Annotated in this window: 22 protein-coding genes; 17 read left to right on the top strand and 5 right to left on the bottom strand. The window is 66.1% G+C overall.

Translation table 11 applies throughout. The features are described 5' to 3' along the window. Nucleotides 1-37: 37 nt before the first annotated feature. The 9 genes from hydA to ACOGXA_RS17200 all read left to right on the top strand — a co-directional run bounded on the left by hydA (nt 38) and on the right by ACOGXA_RS17200 (nt 9,656). Complete coding sequence (gene hydA, locus ACOGXA_RS17160; protein ID WP_419925065.1) at nt 38-1,447, top strand: dihydropyrimidinase; 1,410 nt, start codon at nt 38-40, stop codon at nt 1,445-1,447. Nucleotides 1,448-1,469: 22 nt separating this feature from the next. Then, nucleotides 1,470-2,957, top strand: a complete 1,488-nt coding sequence (locus ACOGXA_RS17165; protein WP_419925066.1) for a CoA-acylating methylmalonate-semialdehyde dehydrogenase — start codon at nt 1,470-1,472, stop codon at nt 2,955-2,957. 45 nt (nt 2,958-3,002) lie between these two features. Continuing rightward, complete coding sequence (locus ACOGXA_RS17170; protein ID WP_419925067.1) at nt 3,003-4,004, top strand: TIGR03842 family LLM class F420-dependent oxidoreductase; 1,002 nt, start codon at nt 3,003-3,005, stop codon at nt 4,002-4,004. A 113-nt stretch (nt 4,005-4,117) separates the two neighbouring features. Beyond that, nucleotides 4,118-5,032 (top strand): LLM class F420-dependent oxidoreductase, encoded by a 915-nt coding sequence (locus ACOGXA_RS17175; protein ID WP_419925068.1) that lies wholly within the window; start codon nt 4,118-4,120, stop codon nt 5,030-5,032. A gap of 66 nt (nt 5,033-5,098) precedes the next feature. Continuing rightward, nucleotides 5,099-5,755 (top strand): GOLPH3/VPS74 family protein, encoded by a 657-nt coding sequence (locus ACOGXA_RS17180; RefSeq protein WP_419925069.1) that lies wholly within the window; start codon nt 5,099-5,101, stop codon nt 5,753-5,755. 10 nt (nt 5,756-5,765) lie between these two features. Beyond that, nucleotides 5,766-6,587: a TauD/TfdA dioxygenase family protein gene (locus ACOGXA_RS17185; RefSeq protein ID WP_419925070.1), complete on the top strand. Its 822-nt coding sequence runs from the start codon at nt 5,766-5,768 to the stop codon at nt 6,585-6,587. Nucleotides 6,588-6,630: 43 nt separating this feature from the next. Continuing rightward, complete coding sequence (locus ACOGXA_RS17190) at nt 6,631-7,671, top strand: cyclase family protein (RefSeq protein WP_419925071.1); 1,041 nt, start codon at nt 6,631-6,633, stop codon at nt 7,669-7,671. Beyond that, a complete protein-coding gene (locus ACOGXA_RS17195) occupies nt 7,668-8,522 on the top strand; it encodes an SDR family NAD(P)-dependent oxidoreductase (RefSeq protein ID WP_419925072.1) in 855 nt (284 codons plus the stop codon). The genes ACOGXA_RS17190 and ACOGXA_RS17195 overlap by 4 nt, the downstream gene beginning before the upstream one ends. A 6-nt stretch (nt 8,523-8,528) precedes the next feature. After that, nucleotides 8,529-9,656 carry an epoxide hydrolase family protein gene (locus ACOGXA_RS17200; protein WP_419925073.1) on the top strand — a complete coding sequence of 376 codons (1,128 nt, stop codon included), beginning with the start codon at nt 8,529-8,531 and terminating at the stop codon, nt 9,654-9,656. Nucleotides 9,657-9,671: 15 nt separating this feature from the next. Here ACOGXA_RS17200 and ACOGXA_RS17205 read toward each other — a convergent pair whose 3' ends face one another. Together ACOGXA_RS17205 and ACOGXA_RS17210 are read right to left on the bottom strand one after the other, a co-directional pair. Next, nucleotides 9,672-10,052, bottom strand: coding sequence for a type II toxin-antitoxin system VapC family toxin (locus ACOGXA_RS17205; RefSeq protein ID WP_419925074.1), 381 nt, complete (start codon nt 10,050-10,052; stop codon nt 9,672-9,674). Continuing rightward, nucleotides 10,049-10,315 (bottom strand): type II toxin-antitoxin system Phd/YefM family antitoxin, encoded by a 267-nt coding sequence (locus ACOGXA_RS17210; protein ID WP_419925075.1) that lies wholly within the window; start codon nt 10,313-10,315, stop codon nt 10,049-10,051. Before ACOGXA_RS17210 ends, ACOGXA_RS17205 begins: the two co-directional genes overlap by 4 nt. 127 nt (nt 10,316-10,442) lie before the next feature. On the opposite strand from ACOGXA_RS17210, the gene ACOGXA_RS17215 reads away from it, so the two are divergent. Genes ACOGXA_RS17215 through ACOGXA_RS17230 form a run of 4 tightly spaced genes read left to right on the top strand, consistent with a single transcriptional unit; the run spans nt 10,443 to nt 14,664 of the window. Further along, complete coding sequence (locus ACOGXA_RS17215) at nt 10,443-11,438, top strand: Zn-ribbon domain-containing OB-fold protein (RefSeq protein WP_419925076.1); 996 nt, start codon at nt 10,443-10,445, stop codon at nt 11,436-11,438. Between the two features lie 55 nt (nt 11,439-11,493). After that, nucleotides 11,494-12,558, top strand: a complete 1,065-nt coding sequence (locus tag ACOGXA_RS17220; protein WP_419925077.1) for a lipid-transfer protein — start codon at nt 11,494-11,496, stop codon at nt 12,556-12,558. 46 nt (nt 12,559-12,604) lie between these two features. Further along, nucleotides 12,605-13,762, top strand: a complete 1,158-nt coding sequence (locus tag ACOGXA_RS17225; RefSeq protein WP_419925078.1) for a thiolase domain-containing protein — start codon at nt 12,605-12,607, stop codon at nt 13,760-13,762. A gap of 2 nt (nt 13,763-13,764) precedes the next feature. Next, nucleotides 13,765-14,664, top strand: coding sequence for an SDR family oxidoreductase (locus ACOGXA_RS17230; protein ID WP_419925079.1), 900 nt, complete (start codon nt 13,765-13,767; stop codon nt 14,662-14,664). Nucleotides 14,665-14,667: 3 nt separating this feature from the next. On the opposite strand, the gene ACOGXA_RS17235 is transcribed toward ACOGXA_RS17230, so the two are convergent. Then, nucleotides 14,668-15,891, bottom strand: coding sequence for an acyl-CoA dehydrogenase family protein (locus ACOGXA_RS17235; protein WP_419925080.1), 1,224 nt, complete (start codon nt 15,889-15,891; stop codon nt 14,668-14,670). A 114-nt stretch (nt 15,892-16,005) separates the two neighbouring features. Between ACOGXA_RS17235 and ACOGXA_RS17240 the strand changes: the two genes are divergently transcribed. Next, complete coding sequence (locus ACOGXA_RS17240) at nt 16,006-17,142, top strand: LLM class flavin-dependent oxidoreductase (RefSeq protein WP_419927008.1); 1,137 nt, start codon at nt 16,006-16,008, stop codon at nt 17,140-17,142. An 11-nt stretch (nt 17,143-17,153) separates the two neighbouring features. On the opposite strand, the gene ACOGXA_RS17245 is transcribed toward ACOGXA_RS17240, so the two are convergent. After that, nucleotides 17,154-17,444, bottom strand: a complete 291-nt coding sequence (locus ACOGXA_RS17245) for a hypothetical protein (RefSeq protein WP_419925081.1) — start codon at nt 17,442-17,444, stop codon at nt 17,154-17,156. A 6-nt stretch (nt 17,445-17,450) separates the two neighbouring features. Continuing rightward, on the bottom strand, nt 17,451-17,930 hold the full coding sequence (locus ACOGXA_RS17250) for a Panacea domain-containing protein (protein WP_419925082.1): 480 nt from the start codon (nt 17,928-17,930) through the stop codon (nt 17,451-17,453). A gap of 113 nt (nt 17,931-18,043) precedes the next feature. Between ACOGXA_RS17250 and ACOGXA_RS17255 the strand changes: the two genes are divergently transcribed. From ACOGXA_RS17255 to ACOGXA_RS17265, 3 genes are all read left to right on the top strand, one after another. Next, nucleotides 18,044-18,271: a hypothetical protein gene (locus ACOGXA_RS17255; protein WP_419925083.1), complete on the top strand. Its 228-nt coding sequence runs from the start codon at nt 18,044-18,046 to the stop codon at nt 18,269-18,271. Between the two features lie 94 nt (nt 18,272-18,365). After that, the gene (locus ACOGXA_RS17260) at nt 18,366-18,572 is read left to right on the top strand and encodes a type II toxin-antitoxin system VapB family antitoxin (protein WP_419925084.1); all 207 of its coding nucleotides are present in this window, start codon (nt 18,366-18,368) and stop codon (nt 18,570-18,572) included. Next, a complete protein-coding gene (locus ACOGXA_RS17265) occupies nt 18,572-18,991 on the top strand; it encodes a PIN domain nuclease (protein ID WP_419925085.1) in 420 nt (139 codons plus the stop codon). The genes ACOGXA_RS17260 and ACOGXA_RS17265 overlap by 1 nt, the downstream gene beginning before the upstream one ends. Nucleotides 18,992-19,055: the final 64 nt, after the last annotated feature.

A 19,055-nucleotide genomic window follows, 5' to 3' on the forward strand; every position in this document is an offset into this window, starting at 1 on the left:
CAACGCTCATCAACAACGGCTGGGAAGGAGTCATGGCATGACAACGCTCATCAAGAACGGAACAGTGGTGAGCTCGACGGGGGCTGATCCGGCTGAGGTTCTGATCGACGGCGAGACCATCGTCGCGGTGCTCCAACCGGGAACCGACTTCGCCGCCTCGGCCGAGAACGGGGCTGAGCGGGTGATCGACGCCCGCGGCAAGCTTGTTGTGCCCGGCGGGGTCGATGTGCACACCCACATGGAACTGCCGTTCGGCGGCACCGTGGCATCCGACGACTTCGAGACGGGCACGCGCGCCGCCGCCTGGGGAGGCACCACCACCATCGTGGACTTCGCCACCCAGAGCCACGGGCTCGACGTCCGCGAGTGCTTCGACGCCCGCATGGAGCAGGCCGAGGGCCGGTGCGCCATCGACTACGGCTTCCACATGATCATCGGCGACGTTACCGACGCCGCCCTCAAGGAGATGGACCTGCTGGTCGACGAGGGGGTCACCAGCTTCAAGCTCTTCATGGCCTACCCCGGCGTGTTCTACAGCGACGACGGCAAGATCCTGCGGGCCATGCAGCAGTGCGCCGGCAACGGCGGGCTCATGATGATGCACGCTGAGAACGGGATCGCCATCGATGTGCTGGCCGAACAGGCATTCGAGCGGGGCGATACAGACCCGGTGAACCACGGGTACGTGCGGCGGGCCGAGTTCGAGTCGGAGGCCACCCATCGGGCCATCCAGCTGGCCAAAGTCGGTGCTGCCCCGCTCTATATCGTGCATCTCTCCGCCAAGCAGGCGTTGGAGCAGGTGGCCATCGCCCGCAACGACGGCGCCAACGTGTTCGCCGAGACCTGTCCCCAGTACTTGTACTTCAGCCTCGAGGAGCACCTCGATCAGGGTTGGGACGGCGCCGCCTATGTGTGCTCGACTCCGATCCGCCCGCGCCACGATCACCATCAAGACGAGCTGTGGAAGGGGCTGCGTACCAACGACCTGGCGGTGGTGTCCACCGACCACTGCCCGTTCTGCATGAAGGAGCAGAAGGAACTGGGCGTCGAGGATTTCCGGGCCATTCCCAACGGCCTCGGAACGGTCGAGCACCGGATGGACCTGATTTATCAGGGGGTCGCGACCGGGGAGATCACCCTTCCCCGGTGGGTGGAGCTGTGCTCCACCACCCCGGCCCGCATGATGGGCCTCTACCCCCGCAAAGGCGTCATCCAGCCCGGCGCCGATGCCGACGTGGTGATATATGACCCCCGGGCTACCTGGACCATCAGCGTCGAAAACCACCACATGAACATCGACCACTCGGCCTACGAGGGGATCGAGGTCGGCGGCCGTGTGGACACCGTGCTGTCGAGGGGGCGGGTCATCATCGACCACAACCAATACCTGGGCTCGATGGGCGACGGGCAATACCTGCGCCGCGGCCTCAGCTCCTATCTGATCTAGAACCTGGACCGCCGGAGGGCGAATGCGTGAAATCCATCATCTGATCGACGGCCAGTCCGTTGCCGGCACCTCGGGCCGGACATCACCCGTCTTCAACCCGGCCACCGGCGAGCAGACCGGCCGGCTCTCGCTGGCGTCGGCTGAAGAGGTCGATGCCGCGGTGGCCTCGGCTAAGGCCGCATTCGAGGAGTGGCGCCACATTTCCGTCGCTCGGCGCACCACTCTTATGTTCGCTTTCCGAAACTTGGTGGTGGACAACGCCACCAAGATCGCCAAGCGTCTTACCGCGGAGCACGGAAAAGTGTACGGCGATGCTCGGGGCGAGGTGGCCCGGGCCATCGACAACATCGAGTTCGCCTGCGGCCTGGCCGAGCAGCTCAAGGGAAGCCACAACGAGGCGGCGTCCACCGGAATCGACGTCTACACCGTGCGCCGCCCGCTCGGGGTGGTGGCCGGGATCACCCCCTTCAACTTCCCGGCCATGGTTCCGATGTGGATGGCGCCGAACGCCATCGCCTGTGGGAACACGTTTGTGCTCAAACCCTCAGAACGCGATCCGTCGGCCCCGATGCTCATCGCCGAGCTGTTCCAAGAAGCGGGCTTCCCACCCGGCGTGCTGAACCTGGTTCACGGCGACAAGGTGGCAGTCGACCGGCTGCTGGAGCACCCCGATGTGATGGCGGCCAGTTTTGTGGGGTCCACGCCCATTGCCCGCTACGTCTACACCACCGGCACCGCCCACGGAAAGCGGGTGCAGGCGCTGGGCGGGGCGAAGAACCACATGGTGGTGCTGCCCGATGCCGACGTGGAGCTGGCGGCCGACTCGGCGGTGTCGGCGGCCTACGGCTCGGCGGGAGAGCGCTGCATGGCGATCTCGGTGTTGGCCGCGGTGGGCGAGGTGGCCGACGCCCTGGTGGAGGCGGTCAAGCTCCGCATGGAGAAGCTGGTGATCGGCGACGGCACCGATCCGGCATCGGACATGGGGCCGCTGATCACCAAAGAGCACCGCGATCGGGTGGCCGGCTACGTCGGCTCCGCTGCCGAGCAAGGGGCAACCGTGGTGGTCGACGGCCGAGAGACCCGGTTCGACGGCGACGGCTTCTTCCTCGGCGTGTCGCTGCTCGACAACGTGACCACCGACATGGACGCCTACAAGGACGAGATCTTCGGCCCGGTGCTCAGCGTGGTGCGGTGCGACTCCTACGCCGAAGCGGTGCAGCTCATCGCCGACAATCCGTGGGGCAACGGGGCCGCCATATTCACCCGCGACGGCGGGGCGGCCCGCCAGTTCCAAACCGACGCCGACGCGGGCATGGTGGGCATCAACGTCCCCATACCCGTGCCGGTCGGCTACCACTCGTTCGGGGGATGGAAGGATTCCCTGTTCGGCGACACCACGATGTACGGCCCCGAGGGAATCCGCTTCTACACCAAGCCCAAGGTGATGACCGCTCGGTGGCCCGATCCCGCGACCAGCTCAGTCGACCTGGGCTTTCCGACCAATGAGTGAGGCCGTGCTGCGACAGCAGGCGCTCGTTCGGATGAGAGGGTAGATATGGAATTCGGCGTCGTTCTCCAAACCGATCCTCCGGCATGGAGGGTGGTCGAGCTGGCCAAGCGGGCCGAGACGCTCGGCTTCGCCTACGGCTGGACTTTCGACAGCCATGTGCTGTGGCAAGAGCCCTTTGTGATCTACAGTCAAATGCTCTCTGCCACCGACCGCATGACTGTCGGACCCATGGTCACCAACCCCGGGACGAGGGACTGGACGGTCACCGCGTCGATGTTCGCCACCTTGAACGAGATGTTCGGAAACCGCACCGTGTGCGGCATCGGCCGGGGCGACTCCGCTATGCGGGTGCTCGGTCGCAAGCCCCGCAGCCTGGCCACATTGAGCGAGTCGATGCGGGTGATAAAGGATCTCGCCGAGGGCCGGGAGACCACCTACAACGACACCCGGCAGCACTTCCCGTGGGCCGGGGAGTCGGAGCTCAAGGTGCTGATGGCGGCCTACGGTCCCAAGGCCCTGCACTTGTGTGGAAGCGAAACGGACGGGTTCATCCTCCAGTTGGCCGATCCGGCCATCGCCGAATGGACCATTGCCGCCGTTCGCCAGGCCGCCGAGGAGTCAGGCCGCGATCCCGACAGCCTGTACATCTGCGTGGCCGCGCCCGCCTATGTGGGAGGCAACATCGACCATCAGCGAGAGCAGTGCCGCTGGTTCGGCGGGATGGTGGGCAACCATGTGGCCGATCTGGTGGGCCGGTACGGCGACCGGGGCGCGGGGGTGCCCCAGGCGCTCACCGACTACATCGCGGGCCGAGAGGGATACGACTACCGCGGGCACGGCAAAGCGGGCCACGACCACACCGATTTCGTCCCCGATGAGATCATCGACCGCTTCTGCCTCCTCGGAGGCGAGGATGCCCACCTGGCTCGGCTGCGCGAGCTGGAGTCGCTCGGCGTCGATCAGTTCGCCATTTACCTCATGCACGACCAGAAAGAGGAGACCCTCAGCGCCTACGGGCAGCAGATCATCCCGGCGATGAGCGGTTAGAGAGAGCGCAATGCCGGCGATCGACACCATGGCCGAAATTGATTAACTGACCGGGCCATCGAGAAGACTGGGGGAGTGAAATTAGTGACGCCGAGACGGCAAAAGGCACAGAGATGAAATTCAGTTTCGGTTTTCCCCTGATGGCCCATCCGCAGAACCCCGAATTCCTTACCGCCTCGGCCGTCTCCGAGTTCGCTCGGGCGGCCGAGGCGGCCGGTTTCGATTCCTGCTCGCTGACCGAGCATCCCCTGCCCAGCGATCCCTGGCTGGCCAGCGGAGGTCACGACGCGCTGGATCCATTCGTCGCCCTGGCGGTAGCTGCCGGGGCCACCACACGGCTGCGGCTGCTCACCAACCTGACCCCGCTGCCCTACCGCAACCCAGCCATTCTGGCCAAGACGGTGGCCACATTGGACCGACTCAGCGGTGGCCGAGTCATCCTCGGCGCCGGGGTGGGATATCTCAACTCGGAGTTCGATGCGGTGGGGGTGGACTTCGAGCAGCGCAATGCCCTGTTCGACGAGAGCCTGGAGGTCATGCGGCTCATCTGGTCGGGCGAATCAGTCAATTACCAGGGGCTCAACTTCACCATCGCCAACAGCACCGGCCTCCCCACCCCGGTCCAGTCGCCGGTGCCGGTGTGGATCGGGGGCAATTCCAAGCTCTCCCGCCGCCGGGTGGCCGAGAGGGCCCAGGGGTGGATGCCCATGCCCAACCCGGCCGCATTGGCCGCCCGCCGCCGCTCGGCCCATCTGGAGACCCTCGAAGAGCTGGCCGAGATGATCGGCTACCTGCACGACCACGCCGCATCGGCGGGCCGCACCGAGCCCATCGACATCAAGTACATGGACCTCGAGGTTGGGGCAGTGGGCACGCCAGGCTGGAACGCCGACCGCCATCGGGAGAACCTCGCCGCCCAGGCGGCCATCGGTGTCACGGCGATATCCGCCCCCATCGCCGGCGACAACCGATCGCAGGTTGTCGAAGCCCTACAACAATACGGCGAGGAGATCATCGCCTATCGTTAGGCTCATATTGAGATTTGTTGAAGCAACTCCGTGCGACCGTCGCCCGGAGGCCGAAAGGGTATTTCTATGTTGAGATTTGTTGAAGAGATCCTCCTGCTGTTGTTGCGCGACAACGACGGGAAGTTCATCAACGTACCCCAGTCGTCCATGGACCGGGCCATCGCCGGCGCCGTGCTGATGGAGCTGGCCATGGAGAACCGGATCGACACCGATCTGGAGCATTTGATCTTGGTGGATGCCACCCCGGTGGGCGACACCCTGGTGGATCCGACGCTGGCCATGATCGCCGAGGGCGAGGAGAGCGACTCCCGCCACTGGGTGGACCAGATCGCCCGCCGAGCGCCGGAGATCCGCGAGGAGGCGTTGAGCCGGCTGGTGGAGAGGGGCATCCTCGAGCGCGAGGACGACCGCTTCTTGTGGGTGTTCCGGTCGCGCCGCTATCCGGTGGTCGACGGTGAGGCCGAGCGGGAGGTCAAGCTGCGGATCATGGGGGTGCTGTTCAGCAACGAGATCCCCAGCCCCCGCGACGTGGTGGTCATTTGCTTGGCCCATTCCTGTGGGATCTTCACCGAATTGCTCTCAAAGCGGGAGCTAGAACAGGCCAGCCCCCGCATTGAGCAGGTGCGCAAGCTGGATCTCATCGGCCAGGCCATGTCCCAGTCGATCCAGGACTTCGAGGTGTGGCTGGCCAACGCCGCCGTCCAGGGACGCGGTTTTTTCTAAGGAACAGCCCATGACTGCTTGGAGAGTTGAACCGATTGGCGGGGTGCTCGGCGCCCGGGTGGCCGACATCGACCTGCGGGCGCCGCTGGGCGACGACGAGCGCGACGAGCTGTACAAGCACCTGTTGGAGCATCTGGTGCTGGTTTTCCCCGGTCAATCCATCGAAGACACCCACCAGATGGACTTCCTGGCCCCTTGGGGCCGGCCCTACATCCACCCCATCGGCCGGGTGGCGGGATCGGTCGAGGCCAAGGTGGAGCGCATCGTCGACGATGAGGAGCGCCCGCCCTACCAGGACAAATGGCACACCGACGTCACTTGGGACCCCGACCCCCCGATTCTGGGCACACTGCGGGCCATCGAGATGCCCGCACGGGGCGGCGACACGCTTTTTGCCAGCATGTATGCCGCCTACGACGGTCTGTCGGAGACCTTGAGGGATCGGCTGGAGGGGGTCAGGGCCTGGCACGACATGGGGCCGGGCCAGGCGTTCAAGTCCAAGGCCGGCGTCGACCTGTACGATCGCACGAAGGAGCAGTTCCCGGGAACCGAGCGGCCGGTGATCGCTGTCCATCCCGACACCGGCCGCCGCTATCTCAATGTGAACAAGAACTTCACCAGCCATCTGGTGGGCTTCGACCGAGCCGAAAGCGACGCCGTGCTCGGCTTCCTCTATGACCACGCCACCCAGCCCAACTACACCATCCGCTACGAGTGGGCTGAGGGTGATGTGGTCTTGTGGGACGAACGCTGCACCCAGCACTTCGCGGTGGCCGATCACTACCCCCAGCGCCGCGAGATGGCCCGTCTCACCGTCTCGGCCTCTGCCTGATCCGCAGCCCAGTCGTTTCGTGGTGGCTGGCTAGGCTGCGCCGGTGAAGTTCGACGACGAGAAGTTCGACGTCGCCGCGGTGGCCGCCGGCGCATGGGCACCCAGTCGGTATGGGCCCGATGATGTGCTCGGCACCTACAACGAGGTCACCGATCAGAAGCGGGCCGATGCTCTGGGGATGCTGGACCTGACCCAGCCCATCCGCACCTATTCGATGGGCGACGGTATCTGGCCGGGATATCCGGCCTTTGGCGATCGGCAGTTCGCCCAGACGCTGGTGGTGGCCGGCTATGACCCTGGCGAGGGCTTCGAGGGGAAGATCGTGAGCGGCACCAGCGGCTTGGGCCAGTCCAAACTGGGCTATTCCGAGGAGCGGGTGGCGTACACCTTCAACATGAGTTCCAAGATCAACGGTTTCACCCACGCGGCGGTGGATGGCACCTTCTACAACGGACATAAGGGCACCGATTTGGCCCGCACCGATGGGGTAACCGCCATGGACGTGCCTTCGTGGGGACCACCGCTGCTCACCCGGGGCTTGATGATCGACGTGGCCGCCTACGTGGCCGACACCTCAGGCGAGGTGGAGACCAACCGTTCAGGATTGCCTCGGCTCACCGGACTCCATCGCATCACCGTGGCGCAGATCGAGGGGGCAATCGAGCGCCAGGGCCTGCCTCAACCCGAGCCGGGCGACGCCCTATGCCTGCGCACGGGGTGGATCAGCCTCACCCGGGAAGACCCGGAGCGATTCAAGGCCTCCTCGCCCGGCCCGTGGATCGCGGAGAACAAGTGGCTGGCCTCCCACCGTCCGGCGCTGGTGTCCACCGACAGCTGGATGTGGGGGGTGCTCGACTTCGAGGCCACCGGTGGCTGGGTGTCGGCCGGCCACCAGATCATGCTGGTGAAGGAGGGCATCCGCATGGCCGAGTCGATGAGCTGCGAGGAGCTCGCCGCCGCCGGAGTGGACCGGTTCGTGTTCTGCCACTCGCCGTTTCGGGCTGAGGGGTCAACATCGTGCTCGTCGCCCCCCATGGCCATAGCCAACCCACCAAACGCCAACCCACCGGAGGAAACAGAATGAGCATCTTCGACGGATCACCGTTGGCCGGCAAGGTGGCCCTGGTCACCGGGGCCAGTCGGGGGATCGGCAAGGGCTGCGCCTTGGAGCTGGCCGCCGCGGGGGCCGCGGTGTACGTCACCGGGCGCACCACCGGTGCCGGCGAGCACCCGCTGCCCGGCACGGTGGGGGCCACCGCCTCAGCGATCGCCGCGGCGGGAGGCACCGCCACCGCGGTGGCCTGCGACCACCGCGACGATTACGCGGTTCGGACGGTATTCAACCGGATCGCCGAAGATAAGGGTCGCCTCGATGTGTTGGTGAACAACGCCTTTGCCATTCCCGACGAGCTGACCGCCATGCTGCCCTTCTGGGAGGTGCCCATCTCCAACTGGGACGACATGATGGATGTGGGCACCCGCTCGGCCTATGTGGCCTCGGTGCTGGCCGCCCCGGTGATGATCGGCCAAGGCGACGGGCTGATCGCCAACATCAGCTCCTCGGGGGCGGTCGAATACGCCTGGCATGTGGCCTATGGGGTGGGCAAGTGCGCGCTCGACCGCATGACCGCGGACTGCGCCCGCGAGCTCCGGGACACCGGGGTGTCGATGGTTTCGGTGTGGCCCGGGTTCGTGCGCACCGAGCGCATCGACGTGGCCATCGACTCTGGGGTTGAACTGCCGCCGAGCCTGGACCTGTCGGCAGCCGAGTCGCCCCGGTTCACCGGCCGGGCGGTGACTGCCCTGGCCATCGACGCTGACCGGTCTCGCCACACCGGCCAAGCGGTCTCGGCCCGCGACATGGCCGATTCCTACGGCTTCACCGACATCGACGGCCGTCTGCCCGCCGGCCCCCTCCACGACCGCACCGGCTAGCCGGCGATGACCGCCGTTGAAGCGTTTGCCATCGAGGTACCCGATGAGGTGCTCGACGACCTGCACCGTCGCCTGGACGCCACCCGATGGTTCGACCCGCTGCCCGGTGCCGGGTGGGACGAGGGCACCGACCTGGACTACCTCAAAGAGCTGTGCCGCTACTGGCGCCACGACTACGACTGGCGGGCCGTTGAGGCCCAGCTCAACCTGTTCCCCCAGTACACCACCACCATCGACAACCAGAGGTTGCATTTCATCCATGCCCGCAGCCGCAACCCCGATGCCATGGCCTTGGCCATCCACCACGGCTGGCCGGGGTCGATCACCGAATTCGCCAAGGTGATCGAGCCGCTTCGGGAGCACTTCCACGTGGTGTGCCCGTCGCTGCCCGGCTACGGCTTCTCCGGCCCCACGTCAGAATCGGGCTGGACGCCCCGGCGCATGGCTGCGGCCTCCCTCGAGCTGATGAGCCGCTTGGGCTACCACAGATTCGGCGCCCAGGGTGGGGACTGGGGGTCGATGGTGACCGCCCAGATGGCTCTGCAAGCTCCCGACCGGCTGGCGGGCATCCACCTGAACTTGGCCATCGCTCCTGAGCCCCCGCCGGGAGCGGTGCGCGACCTCACCGATGAGGAGAAGGCCGATAGGGCCGAGGGAGGGGCCCGCAACCGGGTGGAGCGGGGCTATCGCGAGCAGCAGGCCACTCGTCCGCAATCGCTGTCGGTGGGGCTGAACGACTCCCCGGCCGGGCTGGCCGCCTGGATCATCGAGAAGTTCCTGGAGTGGAGCGACATCGGCCCCGACAACGACATCGAGGCCAGCTTCACCAAAGACGAGCTGCTCACCAACGTGATGGTCTACTGGGCGACCGGCACCATCGCCTCGGCCAACCGGCTCTACTACGAGACCCGCGTCGGGGGCCGGGGTTCTTCTGCGCCCGACCGGCGGGTGGAGGTGCCCACCGCCTATGCCCGGTTCCCCGGCGACGGCATCCGCCCGGCCCGACCCTGGGTGGAGTACTGGTACAACATCGTCCGCTGGACCGAGATGCCCCGCGGCGGCCATTTCGCCTCCCTGGAGGCTCCCGACCTGTACATCGCCGACGTGGTGGACTACTTCACCGGATTGGAATAGCGCTCTGGCCGGCCGTTACCGCCGGGGGTCTAGGATCTCCACATCGTAGGCAGAGAGCTGGCGGTCGGTGGTGACCAGGATGAGCAACTCGGCCTGTGCTTGGGCCACGAGCATCCGGTCGAACGGGTCTTGGTGATGCAGGGGCAGTGCCGCAGCCCGCCCGGCGTGGGCTGCGGTGATCGGCAGTTCGATGAATCCGTTGGCGATGAGGTCCGAGACCATGTGGTCCGGGTAGTGAAGTCTGCCTTTCGAGCGTTTGATGCCCAACTCCCACAGTGTCGCCGCCGAGTAGTACACGCCGGCCGCGGCTTGGATGATCTCCTGGCACCTCTCACCAAGCCGAGAAGAAATACCGGCTGCCCAGAGCACGGTGTGGCTGTCGAGCAGCAGCCTCATGGCTCGTAGAGGTCCCTCTCCGCAGACTCCTCGAACATGGCGACGATCTCGGGATCGGAGCCGACGATGTCGTCCTCGTAGATGTGTATTTGGCCGTCCATAAACCCGATTTTCCGCTCAGGCGGCTGCGGGGGCCACGGAATCAGCTTGGCCACCGGTTCGCCCGCCCGGGCGACGATCACGTCGGTACCGGCCTCAACCTCCCGGAGCAGTTCTGACAGGCGGCTCTTCGCGGCATGGATGTTCACTTGCAAGGTAGCCATAGCATTACCTTAGTCCGCCTTAGTTCATTCGTTCCACCGCTTTGGAAGCGCCTGCTTCGGCGGCAGGGGGGAACGGACAGCCGGTTTGCTTTGGGAGAGACATCGGGGGTGTGATGAACTTGCCGCCGTGCCCCAGTTGCATGATGTCGATTACACCCTCGAGTACCCCTACACCCGCACCACCGGGCCGGTCATCGGCCCGTTTCTGACCGGCTTGCGCGACGGGCGCATTCTCGGGCAGCGGTGCGGCGACCGGGTGCTGTGCCCGCCCATGGAGTTCGACCCGGACACCTTCGCCACCCTGGCCCCCGACCTCGTGGAGGTTGGTCCGGGCGGGGAGGTGGTGAACTGGACGTGGGTGGCCGAGCCCTCGGCCAAGCACCCCTTCGACCGGCCCTTCGGCTTTGCGTTCATCAAGCTCGATGGGGCCGACACCGCCCTCGTACACGCCGTGGACACCGGGGGCGACACCTGGGCCATGAGCACCGGCATGAGGGTGCGGGCCCAGTTCCGCCCCGAGCGCCACGGCGCCATCGCCGACGTGTACTTCGTGCCCGAGGCCGCCGCCGACGAGCAGGCAGTCGAGTCGGGCGACGAGCCGGTGACCATCACCGAGCACCTCATCGGCCTGCGCATCAACGAGCCGCTTTACCCCCACCGGGCCCGGTTCGCCCAGGGTCTGCTGGACGGCAAGATCATCGGCCAGCGCAGCCCGGTCACCGGCAAGGTGTATGTGCCCGGCCGGGGCTACGACAACATGTCCCGGGTGCTGATGAGCGAGGCCGACGAGGTGGAGGTGTCCGATGTGGGCACTGTGGTGGCGTTCACCGAACTGAACCCGGTGCAGTACTACGGTCAGACCGAGACCGAGCCCTACGTGCGGTGCTCCATCCTGTTCGACGGAACCGACCAGCCGGTGATCGGCATCGACATCCGCGACATGACGGTGGACGAGATGCGGGTGGGCATGAGGATGCGCTGCATTTGGCGCGACCCCGACGACCGGTCGGTGGAAGACATCGACAACCGCTACGGCAACATCCCCGAGACGGTTTACGCCCGGTTCGAGCCCACCGGCGAGCCCGATGTGCCCGCCGACGAGCTCAAGGAGCACTCATGGTAAGCCGGGCCGAGCCAACCCGTTTCCACGCCGCCGACAACACAGAGGAGCGCCCCTGATGCAACTCGCCGAAGACGTGGCCATCGTCGCCTTCGAGCAGACCCCTTCCCACGCCCACTTCAACGACAGCGAGCCGGCCATGATCATGCCGTGCGTGAACTCGGTGATCGAGCAGGTGGGCATGGATCGCCACGACATCGACTTCACCATCGCCGGGAGCTGCGACTACCTGTCGGGGATGCCGTTCGCCTTCGTCATGAACATCGACGCGGTGGGGGCGTGGCCGCCGGTTTATGAGAGCCACGTGGAGATGGACGGCGCCTGGGCCCTGTTCGAGGGGTTCGTGCGGCTCCAGTCGGGCGATATCGACACGGTGCTGGTGTCGGGCTCGGGCAAGTGCTCGCCGGGCAGCTACCGGGAGGCGTTCTCGCTCCAGACCGACCCCTACGTCCACGCCCCCCTCGGGCTGGACCCCCGGACCCAGGCCGGATTCCAGGCCCAAGCCCTCATCGCCGCGGGCAAGGCCACCGAGCGCGACTTCGCCGAGGTGGTGGCTCGCAGCCACGCCAACGCCAAGAACAACCCCTACGCCCAGCTCGGCGGCGACCTGTCGGTGGACGAGCTGTTGGCCGAGCCGTACGTGCAGCAACCGCTGCGCCGCCACGACTGCCCGCCGACCAGCGATGGGGCCGCGGCCATGATCATCGCCCGGGCCGACAAGGCCCGAGAGTTGTGCGACAACCCGGTATGGATCCGGGGCATCGACCACCGCATCGAATCCCACCACCCCACGCTGCGGGATCTCACCGACTCTCCATCGGTGCGTGTTGCCGCCGAGCGGGTGGGTCTCCACGACGGGCCGGTGGACATCGCCGAGCTCACCGTTACCTATAGCCCCGAGGAGGTCATCCTGCGAGACGCCCTAGGGCTGAACGGCGAGACCAAGGTCAACCCGTCGGGCGGGCCGCTCACCGGCAGCCCGTTCATGGCGGTGGGCCTCACCCGGGTGATCGAGCTGGCCCGGGCCATCCGCAACGGCGACGGCCGCCGGGGCGCGGCCCACGCATCCAGCGGCCCGGCCCTGCAACAGAACCTGCTTTGCGTGCTGGAAGGAGACAGCTGATGCTTTCGAGGAAAACGCAGGGTCAGAGCACGGAGAGGACGATCTGATGGCACCCCGACCATGTGCAGTGCTGGGCATCGGCCAGACCAAGTACAAGCGCCGGCGCGACGACCTGACCTTGGACGGTCTGGTGCGCGAGGCCGTGCTGCGGGCCTTGGAGGACGCCGGCGCCACCTTCGACGACATCGACGCCATTGTGCTCGGCAAGGCCCCCGACGCCCTCGAGGGGGTCATGATGCCGCTCTTGAGCCTGGCCGACGCGCTGGGCGCGGTGGGCAAGCCCATCCACCGGGTTCACACCGCCGGGTCGGTGGGGGCGTCCACTGCCATCTCCGCGGTCAACCTGGTGGAGTCGGGCATGTACGACACTGTTTTGACCGTGGCCTACGAGAAGCAGTCGGAGGGCAACGCCACCTGGGCGCTGTCGGGCGGCAAGAGCGGGGGCCAGGGTGCGGGCGGCACGTTCGCCCCGTGGATCCGCAACTACATCGCCCGGTCTAAGGCCCCCGAGCACATCGGCTGGATGGTGGCGGTGAAGGACCGCCTGAACGCCCTCAAAAACGAGTACGCCCACCTGCACCTGCCCGACATCTCCATCGAGAAGGTGCGGGAATCGCCCATGCTGTGGGATCCGCTCCACTTCCTGGAGTCGTGCCCCTCATCGGATGGGGCGGCGGCCATGGTGCTGGGCAACGACGACGTGGCCAAGAAGTCGGGCCGACCCCCGGCATGGGTCATCTCCCACGCCAAGCGCACCGAGTTCGGCCAGTTTCCCGGACGCGACACCGTGCGCCCCCAAGCCGGGGTGGAGTGCTCTGAGGCCCTGTATCGCAAGGCGGGCATCACCAACCCCCGGGAGCAGATCGACTGCGCCGAGCTTTACGTGCCGTTCTCGTGGTACGAGCCCATGTGGTTGGAGGGGCACCTCATCGCCGAAGAGGGCGAGGGGTGGAAGATGACCGACGCGGGCGACACCGAGTTGGGCGGCTCGTTCCCGGTGAACATGTCGGGCGGCGTTTTGTCGTCCAACCCCATCGGGGCGTCGGGCATGATCCGCTGTTTGGAGGCGGCCAACCAGGTTCGGGGCACCGCCGGGGAGTACCAGGTGCCGGGGGCCAAGATCTCCATCGGCCATGCCTACGGCGGCGCCGCCCAGTACTACGCCATGTGGATGGTTTCGTCCGAGCTCAACCCGGAGCTCTGATCGTGGGCGCCATCGCGGAGGGCCGAGTGGTGGTGATCACCGGTGCGGCCCGGGGACTGGGCCGGGCCCACGCCCTGGAGTTCGCCGCGGAGGGGGCCAGGGTGCTGGTGAACGACTTGGGGGTGGAGCGCGACGGCTCGGGTGGCGCCTCGGCGCCGGCCCAGGAGGTGGTGGCCGAGATTCGGGCCATGGGCGGTGAGGCCGAGGCCAACGCCGCCGATGCGGCCGATTGGGACCAGGCCGAGGCCATGATTGCCCAGGCGGTGCAGAAGTGGGGCCGGCTCGACACGCTGGTGTGCAACGCCGGCTTTCTGCGCGACCGGATGCTGGCCAACATGAGCGAGGCGGAGTGGGACGCCGTCATGCGAGTCCACCTCAAGGGCCATTTCGCCCCGGCCCGCCATGCAGTGGCCCACTGGCGCGACCGGTCCAAGGCCGGCGAGAGTGTGCAGGGGCGGCTGATCAACACCAGCTCCGGGGCGGGGCTGTTGGGGTCGATCGGCCAGGGCAACTACGCCGCGGCCAAGGCCGGGGTGGCTGCGCTGACCATCCAGCAGGCGGCGGAGTGGGGCCGCTACGGGGTGGTGGTGAACGCCATCGCCCCCGATGCCCGCACCCGTATGACAACCGGGATCATGTACGAAGAAGAGGCGCCCGAGGGTTGGGACGAGAAAGATCCGGCCAACGCCTCACCGCTGGTGGTGTGGCTGGGGTCGGACGCCTGCGACGTGACCGGGCGGGTGTTCGAGATCGCCGGCGGGGCGCTCAACGTGTGCGACGGCTGGCAGCACGGCCACGTTGTGGACGTGGGCCGCAAGTTTGCCGCTGCCGAGGTGGGCGACGCGGTACACGCCTCTATTGCCGGTTCGCCCGATCCGGCGCCGGTTTACGGCGCGAGCTGAGCTTTAGCTGGGAATGTCCCTGAAGGGGACGCCTTTGTCGACGCGGATGTCGGGGGGCAGGCCCAGCACCTTTTCGCCGATGGTGTTGCGCTGAATGTTGTCGGTGCCGCCGCCGATCCTCGACGCCCACTGGCCCAAGAACTCGTACTGCCAGTGCCCATCGTCCCGGGCGCTTTGGCCGCTGAGCATTGCGCCCGCGCCGTTCATGGCCATCACCAGGTCGCCGGTTTGCCCGTAGTGCAGCGAGACGGCCAGCTTCATGGTCGAGCTCTCCGGCCCGGGCATTTCCCCCCGGCTGGCCGCGGTTCGGACCCGGTACCCCTGATACTTGAGGATCTCCATGCGGCTGAAGGCTCGGGCCAGCTCCTGGCGCAGGACCGGGTCGCGGTCGGCGCCGGTGTCTCGGGCCAGCTTGATCAGGCTGTTGAAGCCCAACCGTCCGCCTCCGCCGCCGATCAATGCCCTCTCGTTGGCCAGGGTGGTCATGATCGGCCCCCAGCCGGTGTTGACTCCGCCGAGGATGTTCTCGTGGGGGATGCGCACATCCGACAAGAACACCTCGTTGAAGTGGGCCGCGCCGGTGATCTGCACCAAGGGGCGCACCTCGATGCCGGGGGTGTTCATGTCCACCAGGAAGTAGGTGATGCCCCGGTGCTTGGGCTGGTCGGGGTCGGTTCGGGTCAACAGGATGCCCCAGTCGCTGTACTGGGCCCCCGAGGTCCACACCTTTTGGCCGTTCACCACCCACTCGTCGCCGTCTCGCACCGCAGTGGTTCTCAGCCCGCCGAGGTCTGAGCCGGCTACCGGCTCGGAGAAAAGCTGGCACCACACCTCTTCGCCCCTCAACATGGGGTGCAGATACCGATCTTTTTGGGCGTCGGTTCCGTGGGCGATGATGGTGGGGCCGGCCATGCCGATGCCTACCGCGAACACTCCGGTGGCCGACACCCGCTTGGCCTCCTCCTCTTTGAAGATGCCCTCTTGGATGCCGCTCAGACCCTTGCCGCCGTACTCGACCGGCCAGGTGATGGATCCCCAGCCGCCGTCGTACTTGGTGCGCTGCCACGCCTTGCACCGGGCCACGTAGGCGTTCTCAACCTCCGGGTCGGTTATGTTCATGGCCGTCTGGTCGCGGGGACCGCCGCCGTCGGGGGGCATGTTGGCGTCTAGCCACTCCACGCATTCGGCCCGAAAGGCCGCTTCCTGGGGGGTCTCGTCGAAATCCATGCCGCGTTGATGGTAGCCAGAGGGCTCTGGGAAGGCCCCACCGGAAAGCAGGGCATAACGCATGGGGTTTCCTCCATTCGGGCCCACAAGGCCGGGGATGGTTCAATGATGGCCGTGAAATTCTCCATGATCTTCGAAGCCCAGATGGCCGACCCGTCTCGTGAGACTGAGCAGCAGGTCATCCGCGACTGCGTGGAGCAGGCGGTGCTGGCCGAGGAGGTGGGCTTCGACCGGATCTGGGCGGTGGAGCACCACTGCCTGAAGTGGTACGCCCACATGAGCGCCCCGGAGATCTTCTTGACCTGGGTGGCGGCTCGGACGTCGCGCATCCGCATCGGCCACGGCGTGGTGTGCATGCCGTTCGGCTACAACCATCCGCTGCGGGCCGCCGAGCGAATCGCCATGCTCGACGTGCTGTCGGGCGGGCGGCTCGACGTGGGGGCGGGCCGGGGAGCCACCCTCCAAGAGATGTCGGCCTTCGGTGTCAAGCCCGAGGACACCTACGCCCAGGTGGAGGAGTCGCTGCGGATCATCTCCCACTGCTGGCGGGACGACGAATTCGAGTGGGAGGGCTTGCTCGACATCTCGCCGCACCCGATATTGCCCCGACCGGTGCAAGATCCCCACCCGCCGCTGTATCTGGCCTGCACCAAGGTGGACACCGTGCGGCTGGCCGCCGAGCTGGGCATCGGGGCCCTGGTGCTGGGGTTCGCCGGGGCCGACGAGATCCGGTTGATGAAGGAGACCTACGACGAGGCCATCGCCACCCGCACCGGCGAGCGGTTCGTGAGCGACCACCCCAACGACTGGTTCTCGGCGCTGTGCCCCACCACGATCCTCGACGACCGTGACGAGGCCTTCCGCGTGGGGGCCCGGGGCCAGCGGTTCTTCGCCGAGGCCATCATGCACTGGAACCTGGGCACCCCTCCGCCGAGGGCCGGCTCAGCCGACGAGGACACCGCGGCGGCCATCGACGAGGCGGTGGGCAACGTCCACGCCAAGATCAGCGAGATGAACATCCCGCTCAGCCCCAACGCCACCAGCACGTTCAACGTCGAGCACGCCTACGGCGACTACACCGACGCCATCCGCTATGTGAGCGAGCTCGAGGCCATCGGCTGCGACGAGATCATGTGCATGATCCAGATGGGCACCATCCCCCAAGAGGTCATGCTCGAGACCATCCGCCAATTCGGCCACCACGTCATCCCCCACTTCCGCGCCAAGAAGGCGGACGCACCACCGGCATAATTGATTCCTGCTCAGAGCCCTCTGCCGGGGTAGAGCTCGAACGAGATGATTTCTACATGGCGGAAATCCCGGTCGATTCGGTAGGTCACGGCCAGAATGCTGTCGGGCTCAGTCGCCGAGGGGCCAATGCGATAGTGCCACTCACCGACGTGATCTTTGATTGCTGGGACGTCGAAGGGGTCGACTTCGAGCCTACGAACAGCGCTGTAGATGGCGTCCGCGTCGATTCTGCTCAGTGCTTTGCGCCTGATGAACTCGTCAACGTGCGCGCTCGCGTTTGTCTGCCAAGGTCGGGAGGCCATTGGGGGCTATCCGGGGAAGTGTTTGGCGATGACTGCGTCGAGGGTGCCCGGCGGATCAGGCACGAATTCTGTGTCGTCGCGGACGACTGCGACATGCTCTCTCATCTGGCGCACCCAGTCGGGCTCGGTACTGAAGTAGTCGACAAGCGATTGGTGAGAGATCACCTGGTTGGCGATGTTCTGACCCTCGTCTGTGACTTGGCACCAAGGGTCTTCAGTGTGGGTGGCTTTGATGAGGTCTGTCCCGCTCATCTTGCCGAATCGGCTGATGACGTTGGCGGTGATGTCGCGGACGCTTTCAGGCAACGCTCCACTAGAGCGAGATGAGCGCCCAAACTTGTCCAAGAATCGGTTTTTGCGGTTGCGCCAGAGCCGAGCGATCACTGGACCCAGTTCCCATGCCTCGATGTCCTCGGAAAAGGCAGGCTCCTGCTCCCATGCGAGGTGGTACCCCTGCACGTAGTAGAGAAGTTTGTGCAGCTTCACTTCTCCGACACCCGGCAGGCGTCGCTCTATTTCCAAAGCCACATCACGAGCTGATGCAACCTGAGCGTTCGACATCGTGCTCCTCTCATCCCCCGATTGCATCCAGTGTAACGATGCACAGTGACAGCTTTCGGCTCGTCGTTGACGTCTCGGCGCCGGACTGCCCTCTGCTCACCGGCGATGTCCGCTTGGCCCGGCCCTGGCCCGGCCCGCGAGATCGAACTGGCCCGATCGAGCGCGAGCAGGCATACCTGGCCTCTGCGCCCACCACCCCTCAGGAAACCCCTCATGTGAACCTCGAAGAACGCCGCTGTCCGAGCGAAATCTCGTTCGATTCCTGATGCGATCATGGAGTGAACAATGCCGCAGTTGCCAGTTTCGTCGCGTTGGCGCCGCGTATGTCTGAGTTGACAGTTCGATGATATCCTATTAATCATGTCTAAGACATCTATCGATATCAATAGAGATATCGCAAACCAGGCCGCGGAGATTCTGGGTACGACCACCCTTCGAGAGACTGTCAATGCCTCTCTGCTGGAGACCATCAACGCCAGGCGCCGCCTCGAGGTGTTGGAGCTATTCGCCGAAGAGGGCAGGTTCGACTTCGATGCGGCCGAGCGGGCCTGGGGCGGCGACGAGTAGTGGTTCAAGCCGACTATTTGGCCGACACCAGTGTTTTCTCCCGCCTGTCGAAGCCCTTGGTTGGCGCTGCGGTCAGTCCGCTTGTCGCCGCGGCCAGAATCGCTCTTTGCGCCCCGGTGGTTTTCGAGCTCGGGTTCAGCGCCCGGAACGCAAGTGACCACCAAGCGATCATGAGCCGGCTGGGCGCATTCGAGGAGGTGCCGGTCACAGCCGCCGACCACGCTCGGGCCATCAGCATCCAGGGCCAACTCGCCAAACGCGGTTGGCACCGTGCGCTCTCGTTGGTAGACGCCCTAGTCGCCGCCGCAGCCGAGGCCCACGGCCTTGTCATCTTGCACTACGACGCAGACTTCGAACTCGTCGCCGAGATAACCGGCCAACCCCACCAATGGGTGGCAGAGCGAGGCATCGCCGACTAGGCCGGGAGCGCGTCGATGCTCCTGATTTGATTCTGGTCGAGTCGGCCCCAGCCATGCCTGGTCT

The sequence above is a fragment of the Candidatus Poriferisocius sp. genome, from assembly GCF_965208475.1.
Taxonomy (GTDB): Bacteria; Actinomycetota; Acidimicrobiia; order Acidimicrobiales; family Bin134; genus Poriferisocius.